Consider the following 17432-nt stretch of genomic DNA (forward strand, 5'->3'; position numbering starts at 1 on the left):
TTCTTGTCTTTCTATTAGTTCATCTTTAGTAAGCGCCTTAGCACGGGGTCTGGTGCCATACTCCTTATTGCCTTTAACATGCTGCAGCCATCCGGTATCTAAAATGGCTTGGGCTATGGTTACTAAGGGAAGTGTGGTGTATTTTTTATAGATGACACCACACTGTAGGAGATAGCTAAGAGTCAGTCCATTACCAAATAAATATACAAAATACTACATATTTTTAAAAATTTATGTGTTATCATATAAATGATATCGATATCATATATATTAAATACGAGGGGGTGAATATAATGAAAATTATTGAAGTTGTGGGAGTTCTAGAACTGGAAGAAATAGAAGAAAATTTAGAAGCTCTAAGTTGCTTATGTGGAATAAGTGCAGGTGGTGGTAGTAGTAATGTTTCTTAATAAGACATATGAAGTTGCAGTAACCATAATTTGTTGATCATAAAAATTTATAGTAATTAATCATTGACAACGAGTCTATGGTTATTGCTAAAATATGAAAAAGTTTTGATATATTTTTCATATATATTATATAGAGCTTAATTTATTTATTGGAGGGGAAATTAATTTGTATATTGATAATAAAGATAGACAAACTTTCAAGTGAAGAAATTATACAGATTATTTCTAAGGTATATAAAGTACCACTAATTGAAGAGGTTTTAAACGATATAAATGGAGTCCCGTTCAAGTATATAAATAAGCTTAATTGTAATAATTGCGATTCAAAGTCGGTATGTAGTTATGTTAATGAATTAGAGTTATATAGAAAGGTACTAGTTTTAAAAAATAATATTAAATTAAGTAAGGAAGGATATAAATATGAACTATAAAAAATTATTAAAAAAAAATATAAGTTTTTTTTGATTGAAAATACTTTGTTAATAGGAATTTCAGTAGCTTTAACTTTAGCGGCACCAATAATCTTAAAAGAAGCTTTAGACAAATCCGCTACCTCAAAAACATTAAATTCATCAATAATATTGTTTTTTATAATTTTTACCTTAGCATATACAATTAAGTTGTTTTTAATACAAATACAAGCAAACTTTGGTTTTAACTTTAGAGTTAAAGAAGGTGAATTCCTATATAAACAAATGTTTAAAATGAAATATGAAAAATTGAATTTATTAGAACCCACGTATTTAGTAGAACGAATTAATAATGCTTTGCATACGTTAACAGATCTATTAGTATCATCTTTATCTAATATTATTGTAAATATATTAACAATAATAGTATCATTAGTTTTAGCGTTTATGGTTAGCAAAATAATCTTTATAATTTATCTGGCGTTAGTATTGATAAGTATTTTAGGTTATAAAAAGTTAAACTCAACATTGTCAGAAAAATCTCAAAATTTGCAAAAAGTTTGTGCTAAAAATTTTAAGGATATACTATCTATTACTTCAAATATCGATTATATAAAACAAACAGGAAATTTAAATGGAATGCTATCATTTATACGGAAAAAATTAAATGCTATTGAAAAAGAAAATACTTATGTAGATAAGTATGCCAATCAGATTTCACTTATACTAGAATATATTGTAAGTTTTTTACAGAACGCTACATTTGTTTATGCAGTATATATATATATGAATAAACATATTGGTTTACCAGAATTTGTTTTTATAAATTTAATTAATTCTATATTTTTTGCACAAGTAAATCAAGTTACTCGAATAAATGTTAATTTAAGAGATGTAAAAGGTGCTTTAGAGTTTATAGAAGAGGAACTTGTTAAAAATATAGAGGTTGATGGGAATGAAAGATTACAAACAATAAAAAGTATAAGCGGAGATTTAAATAATATAGGATTTGATAATATATTAATAGAAAAAGGTTTATTCCACAATAAGGTTGGAGATGTAACTTATATAAGTGGTAAATCTGGATGTGGAAAATCAACCTTTATAAAACACTTAAATAAAATGATATATAATGAATGTATATATATAAATGAAATGAATGTAAATATTATAAACAATGAAAATCTTAGGGATAAAATTGCAGTTATATCTCAAAATATATTAATACTACCAGGTGATATAAAAGAAAATATCCTTTTAGGTGAAATAATAGAAGATAAAACTTGGAAAACATTAATAGATAAACCGTTTATGGAAAAATTTAAACAGTTAAAAGATGGATTAGATACTGTTATTCATGAAAATGGTGCTAATTTATCCGGTGGAGATAAGCAAAAAATAGCCATTGCTAGACTATTTATACAAAATCCAGATGTTATTATAATAGATGAAACCTTAAATTCCATTGATAAAACAACATCAGAAGAAATGTTAAATGAACTATTAAATGAATTTAAAGATAAGATAGTATATATAATATCACATGATGAGTATGTGTCAAAATATTGTAATAATTTAATTAGAATAGATAATAAAATATTAACTCAAGAAAAGATAAATTAATATAGTGTCTTCCATTATAGGTATGAAGAATAGAGCTGTCACCAACCGGATACACGTTGATGTTGACATCCTGAAGGCTGGTTAGGCAGATATTTTAATCTATCTACAAGCCCCAGTGTACTAAGTAGCTCATCTAGTTGCCCTTCTTTTATATTTTGACCATCAAGTAATAGCGGTAGGGTGATATTTTCTTCTACATTCAAAACTGGGATTAAATTATAAAATTGATATATAAGACCGATTTGCCTGCGTCTAAATATAGCAAGCTTTGTTTCATCCATTTCTGTTTTTGCAAAATGATTTTTGACATGGCAAGTCCAATACCTATACTGTCATCGTGAGCATTTTTACCCTTATAGAACCGATTAAATATATGTGGTAAATCCTCCTTATGGATACCCTCACCATTATCGAATATTTTTATCATTGTATATATTGGAGTTTCACAAAAATTAACACCTATATTTCCACCTAAAGGTGTATGTTCAACACAATTTTTTATTATATTTGAAGCAGCCTCTGAGGACCAATTAAAATCACCAATAAAATTAATATGCTCATCACCGCTAATTTCAAGGGTTTGATCTTTGATTTCCATAGGGATTAGCAGGTGCTGGATAGCCCTACTGATAAGCTCTCGTACATTTACATTCTCTTTTTTAAACTCAATTGTACCTGCATCAATCTTAGATAACTTTAGAAGTGACGCAACAAGCCATTGAAGTCTTTCAAGTTGTGACCGAATATTTTGCGTGAATTCTTGGCGTTTATCCTGGGGAAGGGTTTTATCACATATCAGCTCAGTCATAACAAACATTGAGGTTATTGGAGTCTTAAGCTGATGAGAAATATCAGAAATTAAATCCGCAAGGAAAAGCTTGTCTTTCTTTAACAGCTCAGCTTGTTCACATAGGGTCACAGTTACTTTATATATTTCACTTTTAAGTATGCTAAGCTCGCCCTCGTCATTATCACTAATATCAAGGGCATATTCCCCGCCTGCAATTCTCTTTAGATACTCAGATAATTTCTCTAATTGCTTATATCTCCATTTAGTAAATATGAAAGATATAACAATCATTAAAAGCAAAGCTGAAAGTGCTATAATTCCTGCAATTATATTAACAAAAAAACAGGCAACAGGTCCTATTATTAAAACTGAAGCTAAAAGAGTTATATATATCTTTATTTCTTTGCTACGTAGCATATTAATCGCCTCCCTTGTATCCAATTCCACGAACTGTTTTTATAATTTTTGGTTTTTGGCAGTCATCCTCAATCTTTTCCCGCAAACGTTTAATATACACGGTTAAGGTATTGTCATTTACGAAATCCCCGGCAAAATCCCATAGACCTTCTAAAAGCTGGTTACGGCTAAGAACTTGCCTTTGGTTATTTGCAAAGATTAGAAGCAATCTGTACTCAAGAGAGGCTAATATAATCTCCTTCATATACTTAGTAAGTATTATCTTTCTTCTATTTTATCACATTACATATCTCATAATAAGGATTTTACCCAACACTGGTGACCTTTCTTTTCGGAATATTCAATTGCTATTTTTGTAAATCTATAATTATAGCAGATATACATTTCATAATCTAAATAGAAACGATAGTTTGTTGTTAAAACGAATAACCCTACGTAAAGGTATACCCTTTACGTAGGGTTAAAAAATTTATAAAATGTATTCATAAAGTATTACAAAACATTTTAACGAATTAGGTATTAATATCCATGATGAAACATTCTTCCCCGTCTTCTTCTTCTCCTTCGTCCAAGTAAATCTCTGATAAACAGTATTCTGGTTAAATCTTGAATCGGACCTCTTCTGCCTTGACGGCGTGTGTCCCTCATATCCTCATCATCATTATCATCGTCATCCCTATAATGTTTTTCGCACTTGTCAGATACTTCTTTACACATATGCTCCATTTCATCCTTACTAGGGCAATACATTGGGCCATACTTGGATTCCATCATATCACAATGTTTTTTTACCATGGGATATATCATTCTATAGATCTTAGGATACATGCTTTTTAAATTTTCATCATCTTCATCATCTTCATCATCTTCATCTTCATCATACATAGGCATATTCATCATAGGCATATTCATCATGGCCATATTCATCATGGACATATTCATCATGGCCATATTCATCATAGGCATGTTCATCATAGGCATGTTCATCATAGGCATGTTCATCATAGGCATGCTCATCATAGGCATGTTCATCATAGGCATGTTCGCCATAGGCATGTTCGCCATAGGTATTTTCGTCATAGGCATATTTGCCATTGGCATTTTCGTCATAGGCATATTTGCCATAGGCATATTTTGTCCAATATTTTCACAGTCTTTACAACGATAGTCGTACATAAGTACCTCCAAAATAATAGTCACCATTTATATTATTCTTCTTTCATTGTTTTGTTACAAAATAGAATAATCCACAGCTATTATATATTATTAAACGCTTCAAAATCTTGTAAAATTCTTTTTTGTATCTCTTGCTGTAGAGTTTGAAATATGCTAGCTGTTTCTATTTGAAATGCTTGCAACGGATCTTTAAGCCTTAGTATACTTAACTTTACTCCCTCTTTAAGATATTCTACATGAGCAAGATAATCAGCACAAACTTCATCAATATTATATAGTACTACTTGTTTTTCAAGTTCCTTTACGGTGTCTTCACTAAAGAAGTTAATTAATTTTGTAAATAGCTGTGGATTTTCCAGGCTTAATATATTAAAAGGTAAAATATCATATACTATTTCCATTCTCCTTTGGTGAACAACAAGTCGCCGATTTTCTATGATAAAGGAATACTGCCATAATGAGCTACGTAAATCAGAATCCTGGCCCTGAATAATCCTCTGAACGTGTTCTATTTTACTTGCTATCTTAGGATTAAGCAAAGGTTCTTCTTGCATATAAGGTCTAATTGCCTCGGGTATTATTTCATCGATACCATATCTTTTAATGAGGTCATCTTCAAGGCTTATAAAGAATTTTGAAATGCCAATATCACCCTGACGTCCAGTTCTTCCTTTAAGCTGCTTATCAATGCGAATACTTTCGTGCCTATTAGTACCTATAACATATAATCCTCCAAGGGAAACTATCTTATCTTTATTAGCTCCATCTGGGCCCCCAAGTTTTATATCAGCACCCCTGCCAGCCATATTAGTTGAAACAGTAACTGCATAAAGAGTACCTGCTTGTTCAATAATACGTGATTCAAGTTCATCATTTTTTGCGTTTAAAATTTTATATTTAACGTCTACTTTGTTTAATTCTTCAGCCAAATATTCTGACTCTGATACACTACAAGTGCCGATTAAAATAGGCTGTCCTGTGCCATGTACTCTTTTGATTTCTGAGCTCAAAGCTTTGTATTTGGCTTTTTTTGTGCGTGAATATTACATCAGGATAATCAATTCGATTGCAAGGAATATGTGGTGGAATTACTATCACCTCCATGTCATACATCTCGCTGATTTCATTCAATGAGTCCATTGCCGTACCAGTCATCCCTGCAATTTTTTTATAAAGCAAAATGAAACTTTGCAAAGTTATCTGATTCATTATACGTCCTTTCGACTTACGGCTAAGGCATTCCTTAGCCTCAAGGGCTGCTTGAATTCCATCGGGCCAACGCCTGTTCTCGGCGATGCGTCCAGTAAACTCATCTACCATTTCAATTTTGCCGTCTCTTACAATGTAGTCAATATCCTTCTTCAATAAGGCAAGGCAAATATATATTTGCACTATACTCTTGACCTGTGGTTTACAAAAGTAGTAACTAATCACTGTACAGGTGAATGTTACATAACTAGGTATGCAGACGATAGTCTAGCCTGTTTTCAATATGAAAATGATGCAAAAAGATATTATGAAGCACTAAAAGGTAGACTATCAAAATTTGGATTAAATATAGCAGAAGAGAAGACTAAAACTATAGAATTTGGACGCTACGCTAAAGAACGATTAAACCGAAAAGGAATAAAGAAACCGGAAACCTTTGATTTCCTTGGATTTACACACTATTGCAGCAAAAGTAGAAATGGAAACTTTAAATTAAAATGGAAAACAGCATCAAAGAAATTTCATGCTAAAGTAAATGATTTTAATAAGTGGATAAAAGAAAATCGTAATCTACCACTAGGTTTAATATGGAAAAAGGTGAATCTAATAAAATATAAAAGGAAAGTTGTAAAAAGTATGTTCTATTGGCTTCAAAAGAGAAGTCAGCGAACTAGCTTAAACTGGGATAAAATGAGTAAACTTTTAAAACGTTATCCTTTAGAAAATCCTAAACCAAAATCTTTAGTTAATCTAAATCCTGCTTATGTGTAAAGAGGTTCATATGGGGAGCCGGATACCTAAATTGGGCACGTCCGTTTCTGAAAGGGGCGGTATCTGTGAAGATTACCGTCTACTTACCTAAAAATGGGCAACTTACCATTTTATGACAATTCAAGTCTTTTTATTGAAATACCCCCTACCATAAACGACCATTTTAGGTACTCTCAAATAAAATAAAACTAGAGTGTTTTTTACTCTAGTTAGTTAACAACATAAGAATAATATTCAGTATGTCCGAAATCTCTTAATATAACATATATTATATTTTAGGCTCAACAGTTTTAAATATAAGTCTTAATGTCATTATTACTGATGCAAGCTTATATTTTATCTCAATTGGCACTGTGCCACTATCAATCATGAAATCTAAAACATACTGTGTTGGGATTTTTGCAAATTTGGCAATGGTATCAGCACTAATCTTATGTACTTCAATTAGAACTCTTAAAAATGCTTTAAACTTAAAATCTGGTTCCTCCTTTGTAATAATGTCTAACATTAGTATTAAATTAGTAAAAGAAGAACGCTCTGCAAACCCTGTTGGTACTTCAACCTTGTGTCCATCGCTTTTTACTCCCAACAAATGTGATAGACATTCTGTGCTCATTCCATAATCCTTCGTCAATGTATCTAATATTTCTCCTAGCTCTTTATGTGTATCTGTAATCATCTGAATTTCGTCGTCTTTCGTTATTATCACCTCTTAAATTTAATTCGTATTTTTATACAATTTCGCAACAACATATAAGTAAATTATAGCATAGTTATTTCTTAAATTATAACAAAAAAGACTCTATAAAATAGGGTCAGTTAAATTTGGGTCTTTGTCTCATCTTTATTACTAAAATATTTAAAACCATTCATACTCTTAATGAGTCCACTGTGCAACTGCTTTATATATTGCCATTGGAACACCAAGGATATAAGCATAACCGCCTATAGTAAATCTATAATGATGTCCTTTTAACCCACTGGATAGAACATATCCAGTACTAAGCGTTACTGGATGGTTACCACCTGACAAGACACTAGTGAGATCCATTATTAACACATGTCCACCTATGATAGTATATGCTCCTATTACTAAGGTTATCGTTCCTACTGTTGCTAGTAGTTGCATTGAATATTGTTTCGCTCTTCCCTTCCATGATGGGTTTGGAATACGCTTGGCTTAAGGTGTGCTAAAATCATATTTTATATCCACTTCTATGTGGTGTAGTATAGATAAGTCGAAAATGTTAGCACTACCCCTGTATACAGTTTAACTGTATAATTCTATACTAAAAAAGTATTATAACAAATTTTGTCATAATGCTTTTTTAAGTTAGTTTTTAGAGTGGCAAGTTTCAAAATATTTGTTAATTTTAAAGCTTGTCCTTTCCCTCTGTATTTCAACATCTTGCCTAGCTTAATTTGGAGTTCATCAATTTTATTTTTGTTCATTTAATTCATCTATCTGTTTTATTAATTTGTCCTGTTCAGTCCTTTTACTTAACAATTCAGTCTTAAGTTGCATATTTTCATTGGTTTGGGGACAGGGTTTGTAACGATTTATTCTGAATTGTAATATATTCTTCCAACTCTTCAACAGATTTTGTTATAAATTCGTATATAACATATTCTGGTTCAATGAAATTAATAAGTTTTTTCACAGCATTATCACTAAATGGCTTATGCATATCTACTTTCATTATATGAAAAAGCACATTTTTTTTCATATAATCAAATGTTAATTTATGCTTATGATTTGATACTATTTGCTTAGTAACATATTCACCAGATAAGGAGCAATTAAGATGTATACCTTTTATGAATTTCTTTAATTCACCAAGACTATTTACTGTATCTAAAATATATTGTATTCCATCTTTTTCATTCTTAAGACTCAAATTTGTATTCATTAAATGACCAGTATCTAGCATAAAGCCTTTATTAAAGTAATCAACCTTTTCTAATAATCTCAATGCCATATCTTTATGAAGCATGGTTAAACCAGGCCACCATAAATTTTCAAATAATAGTTTTATGTTTGTATTTAAACCTTTGAAAACTTATTTACTAATTCTGCGGTTGCATCTGTGATTTCCTCATCATTATATGTAAAATCATAGGTATATGCATGCTCCACTTCTATATAAGCCACATGAAAAACCACATATTCAGCGGTTATAGTCTTAATCCATTGGTGACATTATAAAAAGTAATTTAAACATTTTAAAATCCACCGCACACATATGCCATTAATGTTATTAAGTTATCTATCATAAGCTGAATTAAATCCGCATCAAATTCTATATTAAAATGACATTCATCAATAGTTATTTCTTTTGTGCGAAGCTTTTCTTTTATCCTATCAAAGATTACCTTAGCCTCTTCTATTACTTGTTTTTTTGATAAAAGATTCCAATCTAATTGATCTATTAGATGAACATATAAAGAAGTTAAAGTTACTAATTCTGCTTTTGCATCTATTGTATTTAAATTATGTATAAATTCTGGCCTTGTAAAAGCTTTGTGATTTTCATATTTTGGGTGTGCATGAATCACATATTGATATCGGCCCCAAATCGTCTCTTCATTTACACCAAATCTTTTAGTTCTTCTAAGCATGCTATGTTGACTATGTGCATCTAATCCAGTTTGAAGATAAAGTGCTTCCTTTACTGCTGACTTTACCGAAAGCCCTATAAGCTCGCCAAGTTTTGAATGCTTACCAGATTGTAATAACTTCATTGGTGATTTACTATTTGAAACAACGATAGTTCCATCTGTTCCAGATCCCGTTGCAAGACCTCTTGAATAATTACTTCCTGCCATTAATTCTTGGATTGCTGCAGTTTTAGCTTCCGTGCAAGTTACCAGAGCTCTGGTCAGTGTTTCCGCTGGTAAGTTTGCATCTATATATAAAATAATATTTATAGTTCCAGGCTTTATGGTTTCGTATTCTCCTTGCTTCTCATAAAAGGAAGCTGGATCTCCTACTCTTCCGCCATTTACCTCAATTCCACCAGTTACTATTGCTGTTACAGTTACATCCCGATAACTTTCCATTTTTATAGATACATTCTCCATGGAAGCTGCTGTAGAAATCCCAGCTGCTTTTTCTGGCTCCAAACCCAACTCTCTTGCTAATATACTCATGTGTTCAACATAAGTATCAGCCTTTAATTTACAAGGCATACCTGCTTCTGGTTTACAATCATTATTAAAAACATACTTTAAATTCTCGTTATATCCTCCATTAATCGCAGAAGTACTTAAAACATTTCTATCATCCTTAAACACAACGACAATACTTTTTTGGTATCTATGAACTTCATCTCCAGTAGACAATTTATATAACATCAAATATACTCCCCCTTTTTTCTTTATTCCTAAGAATTAGCTTCCACTTATATCAGTCATTGTTGGTGTGTTGTATAGTATTATCAATAAAAACAGCTTTAGTTTCTTTTTCTTTTTTATCCATTTCTAAAATCATATTTTTGAATTTCTCCCCTGCTTCCTCTTTTTCTTTTAATAAATTAGTAATTCTCTCATTAAAGCTTTCTTGTAATTCCTGTATTTTGAGTTGTTGCCTCTCTTTCAACTTTAAAAGTTCTTTGTCCATTTCAAAGATTGTTCTTTCCCTCTGCATTTCAACATCTTGTTTAGCTTTAATTTGCAGCTCATCTATTTTATTTTTGTTTATTTGGTTTAATTCATCTATGTGGTTTGTTAATTTATCTTGTTCAGCCTTTTTACTTAACAATTCATTCTTAAGTTGCATATTTTCATTTGCTGATTTGTCAAAGGAGGTTTTAAGCTCTATAATCTCATCTTTGAATTTAATGTATTTCTCATTGGCATTAGCTAGGCTTAATATTTTTTCTTCTTGCATATTATTAAGAGTTTTCAAGTTCTTAATATTTTCTTGTAATTCTTTAGCTATATTTTTTGAATCAGATAGGTCTTTTCCCAGTGAACTTATTTTTTTGTTATCTTCTTTTAATAATGTAATTTCTCCTTTTAGTTTTTCATTTTCCTTATTATTGTCTATTAACTCATTTCTATGGATATTTTTTACCTCTAAAGCTTTAATGTTATTTCTTTCTACTATGTTTATGTATATATCCGCCATTCTGCTGGTTATTGTTTGTAATTCTTTTATATCTTCGGACATGGTGCTGTCTTCTTCTCTTGCTCTATTTAATTCGTAATACTTAACTACTTGCTCCATTAGTTCCTTATTGTTTATTCCTTCACTCTGAGCTAATTCATTAAATTTTTGTTTTAATTCATCGCTGATTCTTACGCTTAATATTGCATCCATTTCGTACTTCCTCTCTTAGACCTGTATTTTCTTTAATAAATAGAATAAATTTAATTATTTTCATAACTTAACGACATTTCAGAAGGAAAGTCTCCCACTTCTATAAGTTGGAGTTAACTACCCCAGCAAAAATAAAATTTCAGTGGGAGTTTAAATTTCCTTCTGAAGTCGTTAATGCATCTTCTATGAAGATGTTGCAGCTCAGCAGGAGATGATTTAATGGCATTTATGCTCTAAATTTATCTACAGCTTGTTAAAACATCACCTTCGGTGCTATTTATCTTCTTCGAAGCTGCTATATAAACAGTATAATTCCTAGGATACTTGGGTTCAATGATTTTTTAGGGATTTATTTATATTTATAATCGAAAACTTTTTATATAATATAAATTATTTAAAATTGTAAACATTAGTATACCGTTGTTTACAATGTAATTTAATATGTATACTTAATGTTTACATTGTAAGTATACCATGAAATCCTTAAAAAATACATATAAAATTAGTAAAAAGGCGTGAAAACAAGTAAAAACAAAACCATTCAATATAACTTTTATTATATTGAATGGTTTCTGAGTGCGATATAATGATAATTTATAAGTAATATTAACTAAATAACATAATGAATAAATTAAGACGTGAGAAGAACAGGGATAGTGTTCATAAAACCTTATCGTTCAAAAAGAGAAAGCAAGTTATAATACCGTTTATCAGCTTTTAAGATGATTTAACATTCTGCTTTATTAAGTCCATAAATGTTTTAGGGGTCACTATTGCAACTTTAGGATTTTCCTTTAGCTTATCCACAACCCTTTCAATATTACTAAGGCTTTTGCTCCAAGCATGAACATAAACAAAGGTGTAACTATTAGAATTAGAAATATCTACTTGCCCAGAGTCAATTCGATGATTAATATTTTTCACGAGTTCATCTTCACTTTCAAGAGTATCCCACAGTAAATCTCTGCATGATACTACAGGTTTATTATTAGACCAAATAATTTCTCCGTGATAGTTATCGTGTTTATGATAATCAAGATAAAACAAACCCTGTATATCAGACTTAATAGTAAATCTATCCCAAAGCTCTTTATCATAAAAAGACGAGTCATCTATAATTGATATATATTTCTGATCTACTTTTTTCATATAATTATTTAATCTATTAATATATATCCTGAGAGCGCTCTTATCAAATTTACTTGGATACATATATCCATTTCCAGATGGTGGTACTATAAAATAATCATTAGTAGATCCATGAGCTGCACTTTCATAATATAAGTTAAATACAGTAGGTGCAAGGTAATATAAAGATGGGCTTAATGACCATCCCAAATTGAATTTACCTTTATAAGGAGAACCATGCCATTTGTGAGAACCATAATTAGTTCCAAGGTTCCACTGTTGATTATCTCCATCAGACACAATAAATGTTACATTATGAACATTTTCTTTATTAGGAATGGTCATTAACGTTTTTTGAGTCATTGGTAATGAAGGGAATGAACTTAATACAGTTAAATTATAAGACCAATCTGCAGCAACCATGCTAATACCATATTTTGAAACTGTACTTATATTAATAAATTCATCTGGTCCCCACCCTAAGCAAATGGAGTCCTTTTCCATGGATGAAAATATTTTATCGCGAAGAGTTGTATCATTAATTTTATCCTCATAAAATATTAGGGATTTGGTCATTATACCATAATCTCTTAAGGCGGAATCTCTGCTCGGGGATAACTCAATTATTATGGAATGATTGAGGCCAGAATCCCATAAATTATCGTACGCCCATTTTTCATCTGTGTTTCTGCAATCGCCTTTAATATTTGTAATTCCATAGGCGCGTACTTTATCTTGGATAGATTCATCAACTGCAATGCAATTATTTAATGAGGCAAGTGTACAAGCATTATTTATTGAAGGATCTTTTAGCAATTTATTATTGTAAAGTACATATCCCTCAATATAATCTTTAAATACATCTAATAAGCGCCACGGATCTGAGATGTTTTCGTATAAAACTCCATAACTATTTTTTAAATCATCTAGCCATATTTGATAATCTGGTTGTGAGGAATTAAGTGTATATATCTGAATAGATGATTGGCTACTAATAAGCCCTTGAAGGGTGACTATCATTGTTCGCTCACAAGGCGTCATTGTATCTTGAAAAATAACATATAAATAAGTTGGAGTTGTAGGATTTTTCGTAAAATTACTACTATTGAGAGCTTTTTTAAAGTCGCTCCATTTAATATTAAACATCGCTATTTTCGTGACAGTATTTATAGAAATGTTGCAAGAAATTAATTCTTTCACTATTTTTATAAAAAGATTTAATATCACTCTCATCAAAATTTGCTAATAGTAGTTGTCTTTTTATAACATCATCGGCCATAACATCTAAGGAGTTTTTCATCATATCATACATAATCATGAAAGTTGTAGTTCTTCCTCTACCTTGTTTACAGTGAAAATGAACCCAGGTATTTTTAGGTTGTGATTTTACGAACTCTACGAAGTATTCAACCATATCATCTGTAGGAATCTTACCATCAGTAACAGTGATGCGTTTATATAATAGTGATTTAGAATTAACAAGATGCTCTTCATCCTCAACTATTTTGGGAATTATAGTTATATTTTTATGATTATAAAAAGTAATAGGCACATTTAATTTAATACTATTTAGTTTATTATATTCATCAAGCATTACTTGATCCCTTGTCAAACCTATGTTAGCATCATTTTTTGCATTAGCCCAGCTAACAGGAACTCCATTAACAAACCCGTGTGATTCTTGTCTTAAATCAACAACTGCTATAGGCAATGAAGTTCCTATACTATTTATTACAGAAGGTAGATTGTACCCGGAAAATTGTTGACTACCAGAAATGTTTAATGTGTTTAATCCTCTAAGATTTAATTTTTTACTACTTTGCGTATTTAATATATTAGTCGACTTACGAAAATGTTTTGGAATTTCATAGAGATGATTTTTCGACTCTAAAACAAATTTTATATTGTTGTCATCTAATGATACATCAGAATCTCGTGCAATAGATCGCATCATACTTTCAAATATCATTTCATTGTTCATCTGAAGATAATTATTTAAATTCATCATATTATAAAAATAAGGACAACTGTACATATATATCCTCCATAAAAATAGATTTCCCCATATATTATGTATGAAAAATTATTTTGTTACGGAGTTTTGATCTTGATTTTGAGTTGGACCAAGATTACAACCCTAGCGAACATTATTATATAACGTTTGCTAGGGTTGCAAATAGAATCTAAAATTTTAATTTTTATGAACATTCTCACTGTTTTTATCATAAAATTTAATAATAGTAATTTTATGGAGCGTAACATGGATTTTTTTAGAGCAAATCAATATTCTAGAATAAATGCTGTTAATTATGCAATGACCTATGCATTGAATCCAAACCCCAGCTTTAGGTACTTCCCTCTTACTAATAATGAGACTAGTGGCGACTGCGCAAACCTTGTATCTCAGTGCCTATTAGCTGGTGGAGCACCTATGAGTTTTAATGGCTCACATCCTTGGTGGTACAGAAAGGCTAATAGCATCAGTACAAAGGATGACACATGGTCTGTCCCCTGGGCTGTAGCAAATTCCCTTTATTGGTCTTTAAAGACTAACCAACAATCTAAAGCTTCAGGAATTAAAGGTCTTGAAATAGATGATACTCACATGCTTGAATTAGGTGATTTGGTTTTTTTTGAAGATGATGATGGACAAATTTTTCACTCTGCTATTATCACCTCTTTTAGATATTCACAGCCTTTAGTTTCTCAGCATTCATTTGAGGCTTTAAACGTATTTTATGGAAATTCTTGGGGAGCCAATCGTGTACATTTTTTGAAAATAAGTTTATAAAAATTATAATTTATATGATTTTAATAACTGAAAAAATAATAATTAAAATATGTAATGGTATGTAAAATGATCGTTGATACTCAGGCATTCTCTATAGGAATACTTGAGTAGTAACAATAAAGCAAATCATTTTACATACCATTTTCACTATATAGTAGCTATAATTACAGGTTCACTATTGTTTTTTTAAAATAAAATAAAATTTAACTCCAATTTCTGTGTTTTCTACTCCACAGCTACCACCATGAAGTAATATTATGTTTTTAACTATGGAAAGACCTAGACCAGTGCCTCCAAGTTTTCTAGTCCTTGATTTATCGATTTTATAGAAGTTATCCCATATCTTATTTGTTTCAGTAGCAGCGATTTTACTTCCGCTATTTTCTACTTCGACGCAAATGGTATTCTCTCTATTTATCATTTTTACTGTTATGAATCCACCATCATAAGTATGTCTTATTGCATTAGTCATATAGTTTGTTAGTACCTGTTCTATTCTGTTCCAATCTGCATTTACTTTTACATTTTGGATTAAATTTAATTCCAGCTTAATGTTTTTTTCATTAAGTAGGGATGAAAATTTCTTAGTAACTGGATTTATTAGTTCATAAAGAAAAAATACTTCCTCAATCAATTTAAAATTCCCTGATTCTAGCTGAGATAAATTCAACATATCAGATACTAAATTGTTCATTTTCCTTGATTCATCCATTATGACATCAATAAAATATTGTTTTTCTACGCCTTCTAAAACATCATCATTTAACGCTAGTGTATACCCCTCTATAAGGGTTATAGGGGTTTTAAGCTCATGAGAAACTGCTGCCACAAAGTCTTTCCTCATCTCTGTTAATTTCTTTTCTTTCTCAATATCCTTTTCTAATTTTGTATTAGATTCTTTAAGTGAGGATAATGCTTCATTTAAATTTTCTGATAGAAGGTTGAGTGAAGTTGCTAGAGCACCTATTTCATCTTCACTTTTAACATCACATTTTTCTGTAAAGTCAAGCTTTGCCATTTTAGCTGCCGTTTTAGTTATTTTTATCAATGGCTTTGCAATCATGTTTGAGTAAATTAGAGAAAGAAATAGGGTTATAACTAGGGCGCCTATGTAGAAATACAAGTAAAATACCTTTATAACTTGAACGGCTTCATTTACTGGCTGTAGTGAAGCAAAAGCATACACAATTTCATCGCTATTTTCAGCATATAGTATACCTGATACACTTGCTACCATATCGGGGGTTTCTTCAGTAATAAAAATCAGGGATTTTCCTTCTTCCTTAAATTTAGTAATGCCGCCACTATTTTCTATTTCAGATGACATTATTTGGTTCAAGATTCTGACTTTTATAGAGTCTTTTCTTTCATCAATTGTTTTTGTAAGATATTTTAAATTTCCTAATCTATCTCGTATAATTATTTTATAATTATTATCTTCTTCAAAAGAACTAACTAAATTAATTTTATCTTCATTTTTTTCGAGTAAAGAATATTCGCTTTTGAATTTAACAAGATTATGTTCAAGATCATTCTTCTTCCATTCTATATAAAACTGCTCGAAGAATGCAGATTGTACTATCAAATTAGTAGTTATAAAAACTATGAAAACTATAGAGGTTATAGCGAAAAGCTTTCTAGTAATGCTCTTTTTACTTTTCATTTTTAACCTCGAATTTATATCCAGCGCCTCTTATGGTTGCTATAAGATAAGATTTTTCACCTAGTTTCTCTCTTAATCTTTTTATAACAGTATCTACAGTTCTTAAATCTCCAAAGTAGTCAATACCCCATAAAGCATCCAATATCTTTTCTCTACTTAGTACGATTCTTTTATTAAGTATAAAATAATTTAGTAGTTCAAATTCCTTTGGGGATAGATATATTTCACTATTGTCAACAGTAACCTCATGGCTTAAATTATCAACTACGAGGCCGTCAAAGTTATTTTCTTCCTTTAGAACAGTTTCAGTGCTATAGGTGCGCCTTATAATTGCTTTTACTTTAGCAACTAGTAGCTTCGGAACAAACGGCTTCGTAATATAATGATCCGTGCCTAATTCAAACCCCAATAATTCATCATCTTCTTCGGATTTAGCTGTGAGCATTATAACAGGGATATTGGAGGTTTTTCTTATTTCCTTGCATACATCCCAGCCATCCATGATAGGCATCATTACATCTAAAATAATCAAATCCACTTTATTTTTATTAAATATATTTACAGCTTCATTGCCGTTTTCTGCTTGCAAAATATTATATTGTTCTTTCCTTAAATAAATGGACACAAGATTTCTAATTCTTTCTTCATCATCTACAATTAAAATGGTTTCATTCATATATTTTCTCCTTATTAAAAGTTTGTTAAAATTCAATACTAATTTTC

General features: G+C 30.5%; 16 protein-coding genes and 3 pseudogenes. 4 read left to right on the top strand and 15 right to left on the bottom strand.

The genetic code is table 11. The annotated features are described in order from the left end of the window. Positions 1–583 precede the first annotated feature (583 nt). A complete protein-coding gene (locus tag ACWJJ7_RS02820; protein WP_462963839.1) occupies positions 584–841 on the top strand; it encodes a hypothetical protein in 258 nt (85 codons plus the stop codon). A 30-nt stretch (positions 842–871) separates the two neighbouring features. Beyond that, entirely contained in the window at positions 872–2443 is a 1572-nt protein-coding gene (locus ACWJJ7_RS02825) for an ATP-binding cassette domain-containing protein (RefSeq protein ID WP_462963840.1), read from the top strand. 47 nt (positions 2444–2490) lie between these two features. Here ACWJJ7_RS02825 and ACWJJ7_RS02830 read toward each other — a convergent pair. The 6 genes and pseudogenes from ACWJJ7_RS02830 to ACWJJ7_RS02855 form a co-directional block, all read right to left on the bottom strand. Then, positions 2491–2724 (bottom strand): annotated as a pseudogene (locus ACWJJ7_RS02830) (ABC transporter ATP-binding protein); the annotation flags it as partial. Continuing rightward, a complete protein-coding gene (locus tag ACWJJ7_RS02835; RefSeq protein WP_462963841.1) occupies positions 2655–3650 on the bottom strand; it encodes a sensor histidine kinase in 996 nt (331 codons plus the stop codon). The gene ACWJJ7_RS02835 and the pseudogene ACWJJ7_RS02830, both read right to left, overlap by 70 nt. 1 nt (position 3651) lies before the next feature. Continuing rightward, positions 3652–3888, bottom strand: a pseudogene (locus ACWJJ7_RS02840) (winged helix-turn-helix domain-containing protein); the annotation flags it as partial. A 281-nt stretch (positions 3889–4169) separates the two neighbouring features. Beyond that, positions 4170–4826, bottom strand: a complete 657-nt coding sequence (locus ACWJJ7_RS02845) for a hypothetical protein (RefSeq protein WP_462963842.1) — start codon at positions 4824–4826, stop codon at positions 4170–4172. An 80-nt stretch (positions 4827–4906) separates the two neighbouring features. Then, positions 4907–5836 (bottom strand): preprotein translocase subunit SecA, encoded by a 930-nt coding sequence (locus ACWJJ7_RS02850; RefSeq protein WP_462963843.1) that lies wholly within the window; start codon positions 5834–5836, stop codon positions 4907–4909. Next, complete coding sequence (locus ACWJJ7_RS02855) at positions 5775–6260, bottom strand: preprotein translocase subunit SecA (RefSeq protein WP_462963844.1); 486 nt, start codon at positions 6258–6260, stop codon at positions 5775–5777. Before ACWJJ7_RS02855 ends, ACWJJ7_RS02850 begins: the two co-directional genes overlap by 62 nt. On the opposite strand from ACWJJ7_RS02855, the gene ACWJJ7_RS02860 reads away from it, so the two are divergent. Further along, positions 6213–6806 carry a reverse transcriptase domain-containing protein gene (locus ACWJJ7_RS02860; RefSeq protein ID WP_462963845.1) on the top strand — a complete coding sequence of 198 codons (594 nt, stop codon included), beginning with the start codon at positions 6213–6215 and terminating at the stop codon, positions 6804–6806. The genes ACWJJ7_RS02855 and ACWJJ7_RS02860 overlap by 48 nt on opposite strands. 268 nt (positions 6807–7074) lie before the next feature. Here ACWJJ7_RS02860 and ACWJJ7_RS02865 read toward each other — a convergent pair whose 3' ends face one another. The 7 genes and pseudogenes from ACWJJ7_RS02865 to ACWJJ7_RS02895 form a co-directional block, all read right to left on the bottom strand. After that, a complete protein-coding gene (locus ACWJJ7_RS02865) occupies positions 7075–7485 on the bottom strand; it encodes an HTH domain-containing protein (RefSeq protein WP_462963846.1) in 411 nt (136 codons plus the stop codon). A gap of 198 nt (positions 7486–7683) precedes the next feature. Beyond that, a complete protein-coding gene (locus tag ACWJJ7_RS02870) occupies positions 7684–7935 on the bottom strand; it encodes a hypothetical protein (RefSeq protein ID WP_462963847.1) in 252 nt (83 codons plus the stop codon). Positions 7936–8090: 155 nt separating this feature from the next. After that, positions 8091–8258 (bottom strand): hypothetical protein, encoded by a 168-nt coding sequence (locus ACWJJ7_RS02875; protein WP_462963848.1) that lies wholly within the window; start codon positions 8256–8258, stop codon positions 8091–8093. 77 nt (positions 8259–8335) lie between these two features. After that, on the bottom strand, positions 8336–8800 hold the full coding sequence (locus tag ACWJJ7_RS02880) for a hypothetical protein (protein ID WP_462963849.1): 465 nt from the start codon (positions 8798–8800) through the stop codon (positions 8336–8338). Between the two features lie 229 nt (positions 8801–9029). Then, positions 9030–10160 (bottom strand): adenosylcobinamide amidohydrolase, encoded by a 1131-nt coding sequence (locus ACWJJ7_RS02885; RefSeq protein WP_462964929.1) that lies wholly within the window; start codon positions 10158–10160, stop codon positions 9030–9032. A gap of 52 nt (positions 10161–10212) precedes the next feature. Then, positions 10213–11127: a hypothetical protein gene (locus tag ACWJJ7_RS02890; protein ID WP_462963850.1), complete on the bottom strand. Its 915-nt coding sequence runs from the start codon at positions 11125–11127 to the stop codon at positions 10213–10215. 717 nt (positions 11128–11844) lie between these two features. After that, positions 11845–14200, bottom strand: a pseudogene (locus ACWJJ7_RS02895) (GxGYxYP domain-containing protein); the annotation flags it as partial. Between the two features lie 315 nt (positions 14201–14515). On the opposite strand from ACWJJ7_RS02895, the gene ACWJJ7_RS02900 reads away from it, so the two are divergent. After that, positions 14516–15046 (top strand): amidase domain-containing protein, encoded by a 531-nt coding sequence (locus ACWJJ7_RS02900; RefSeq protein WP_462964930.1) that lies wholly within the window; start codon positions 14516–14518, stop codon positions 15044–15046. Positions 15047–15221: 175 nt separating this feature from the next. Here ACWJJ7_RS02900 and ACWJJ7_RS02905 read toward each other — a convergent pair whose 3' ends face one another. Both ACWJJ7_RS02905 and ACWJJ7_RS02910 read right to left on the bottom strand, forming a co-directional pair. After that, the gene (locus ACWJJ7_RS02905) at positions 15222–16709 is read right to left on the bottom strand and encodes an ATP-binding protein (protein WP_462963851.1); all 1488 of its coding nucleotides are present in this window, start codon (positions 16707–16709) and stop codon (positions 15222–15224) included. Then, complete coding sequence (locus ACWJJ7_RS02910; RefSeq protein ID WP_462963852.1) at positions 16699–17385, bottom strand: response regulator transcription factor; 687 nt, start codon at positions 17383–17385, stop codon at positions 16699–16701. The genes ACWJJ7_RS02905 and ACWJJ7_RS02910 overlap by 11 nt, the downstream gene beginning before the upstream one ends. Positions 17386–17432 lie beyond the last annotated feature (47 nt).

It is taken from the genome of Clostridium sp. CM042 (assembly GCF_055080995.1).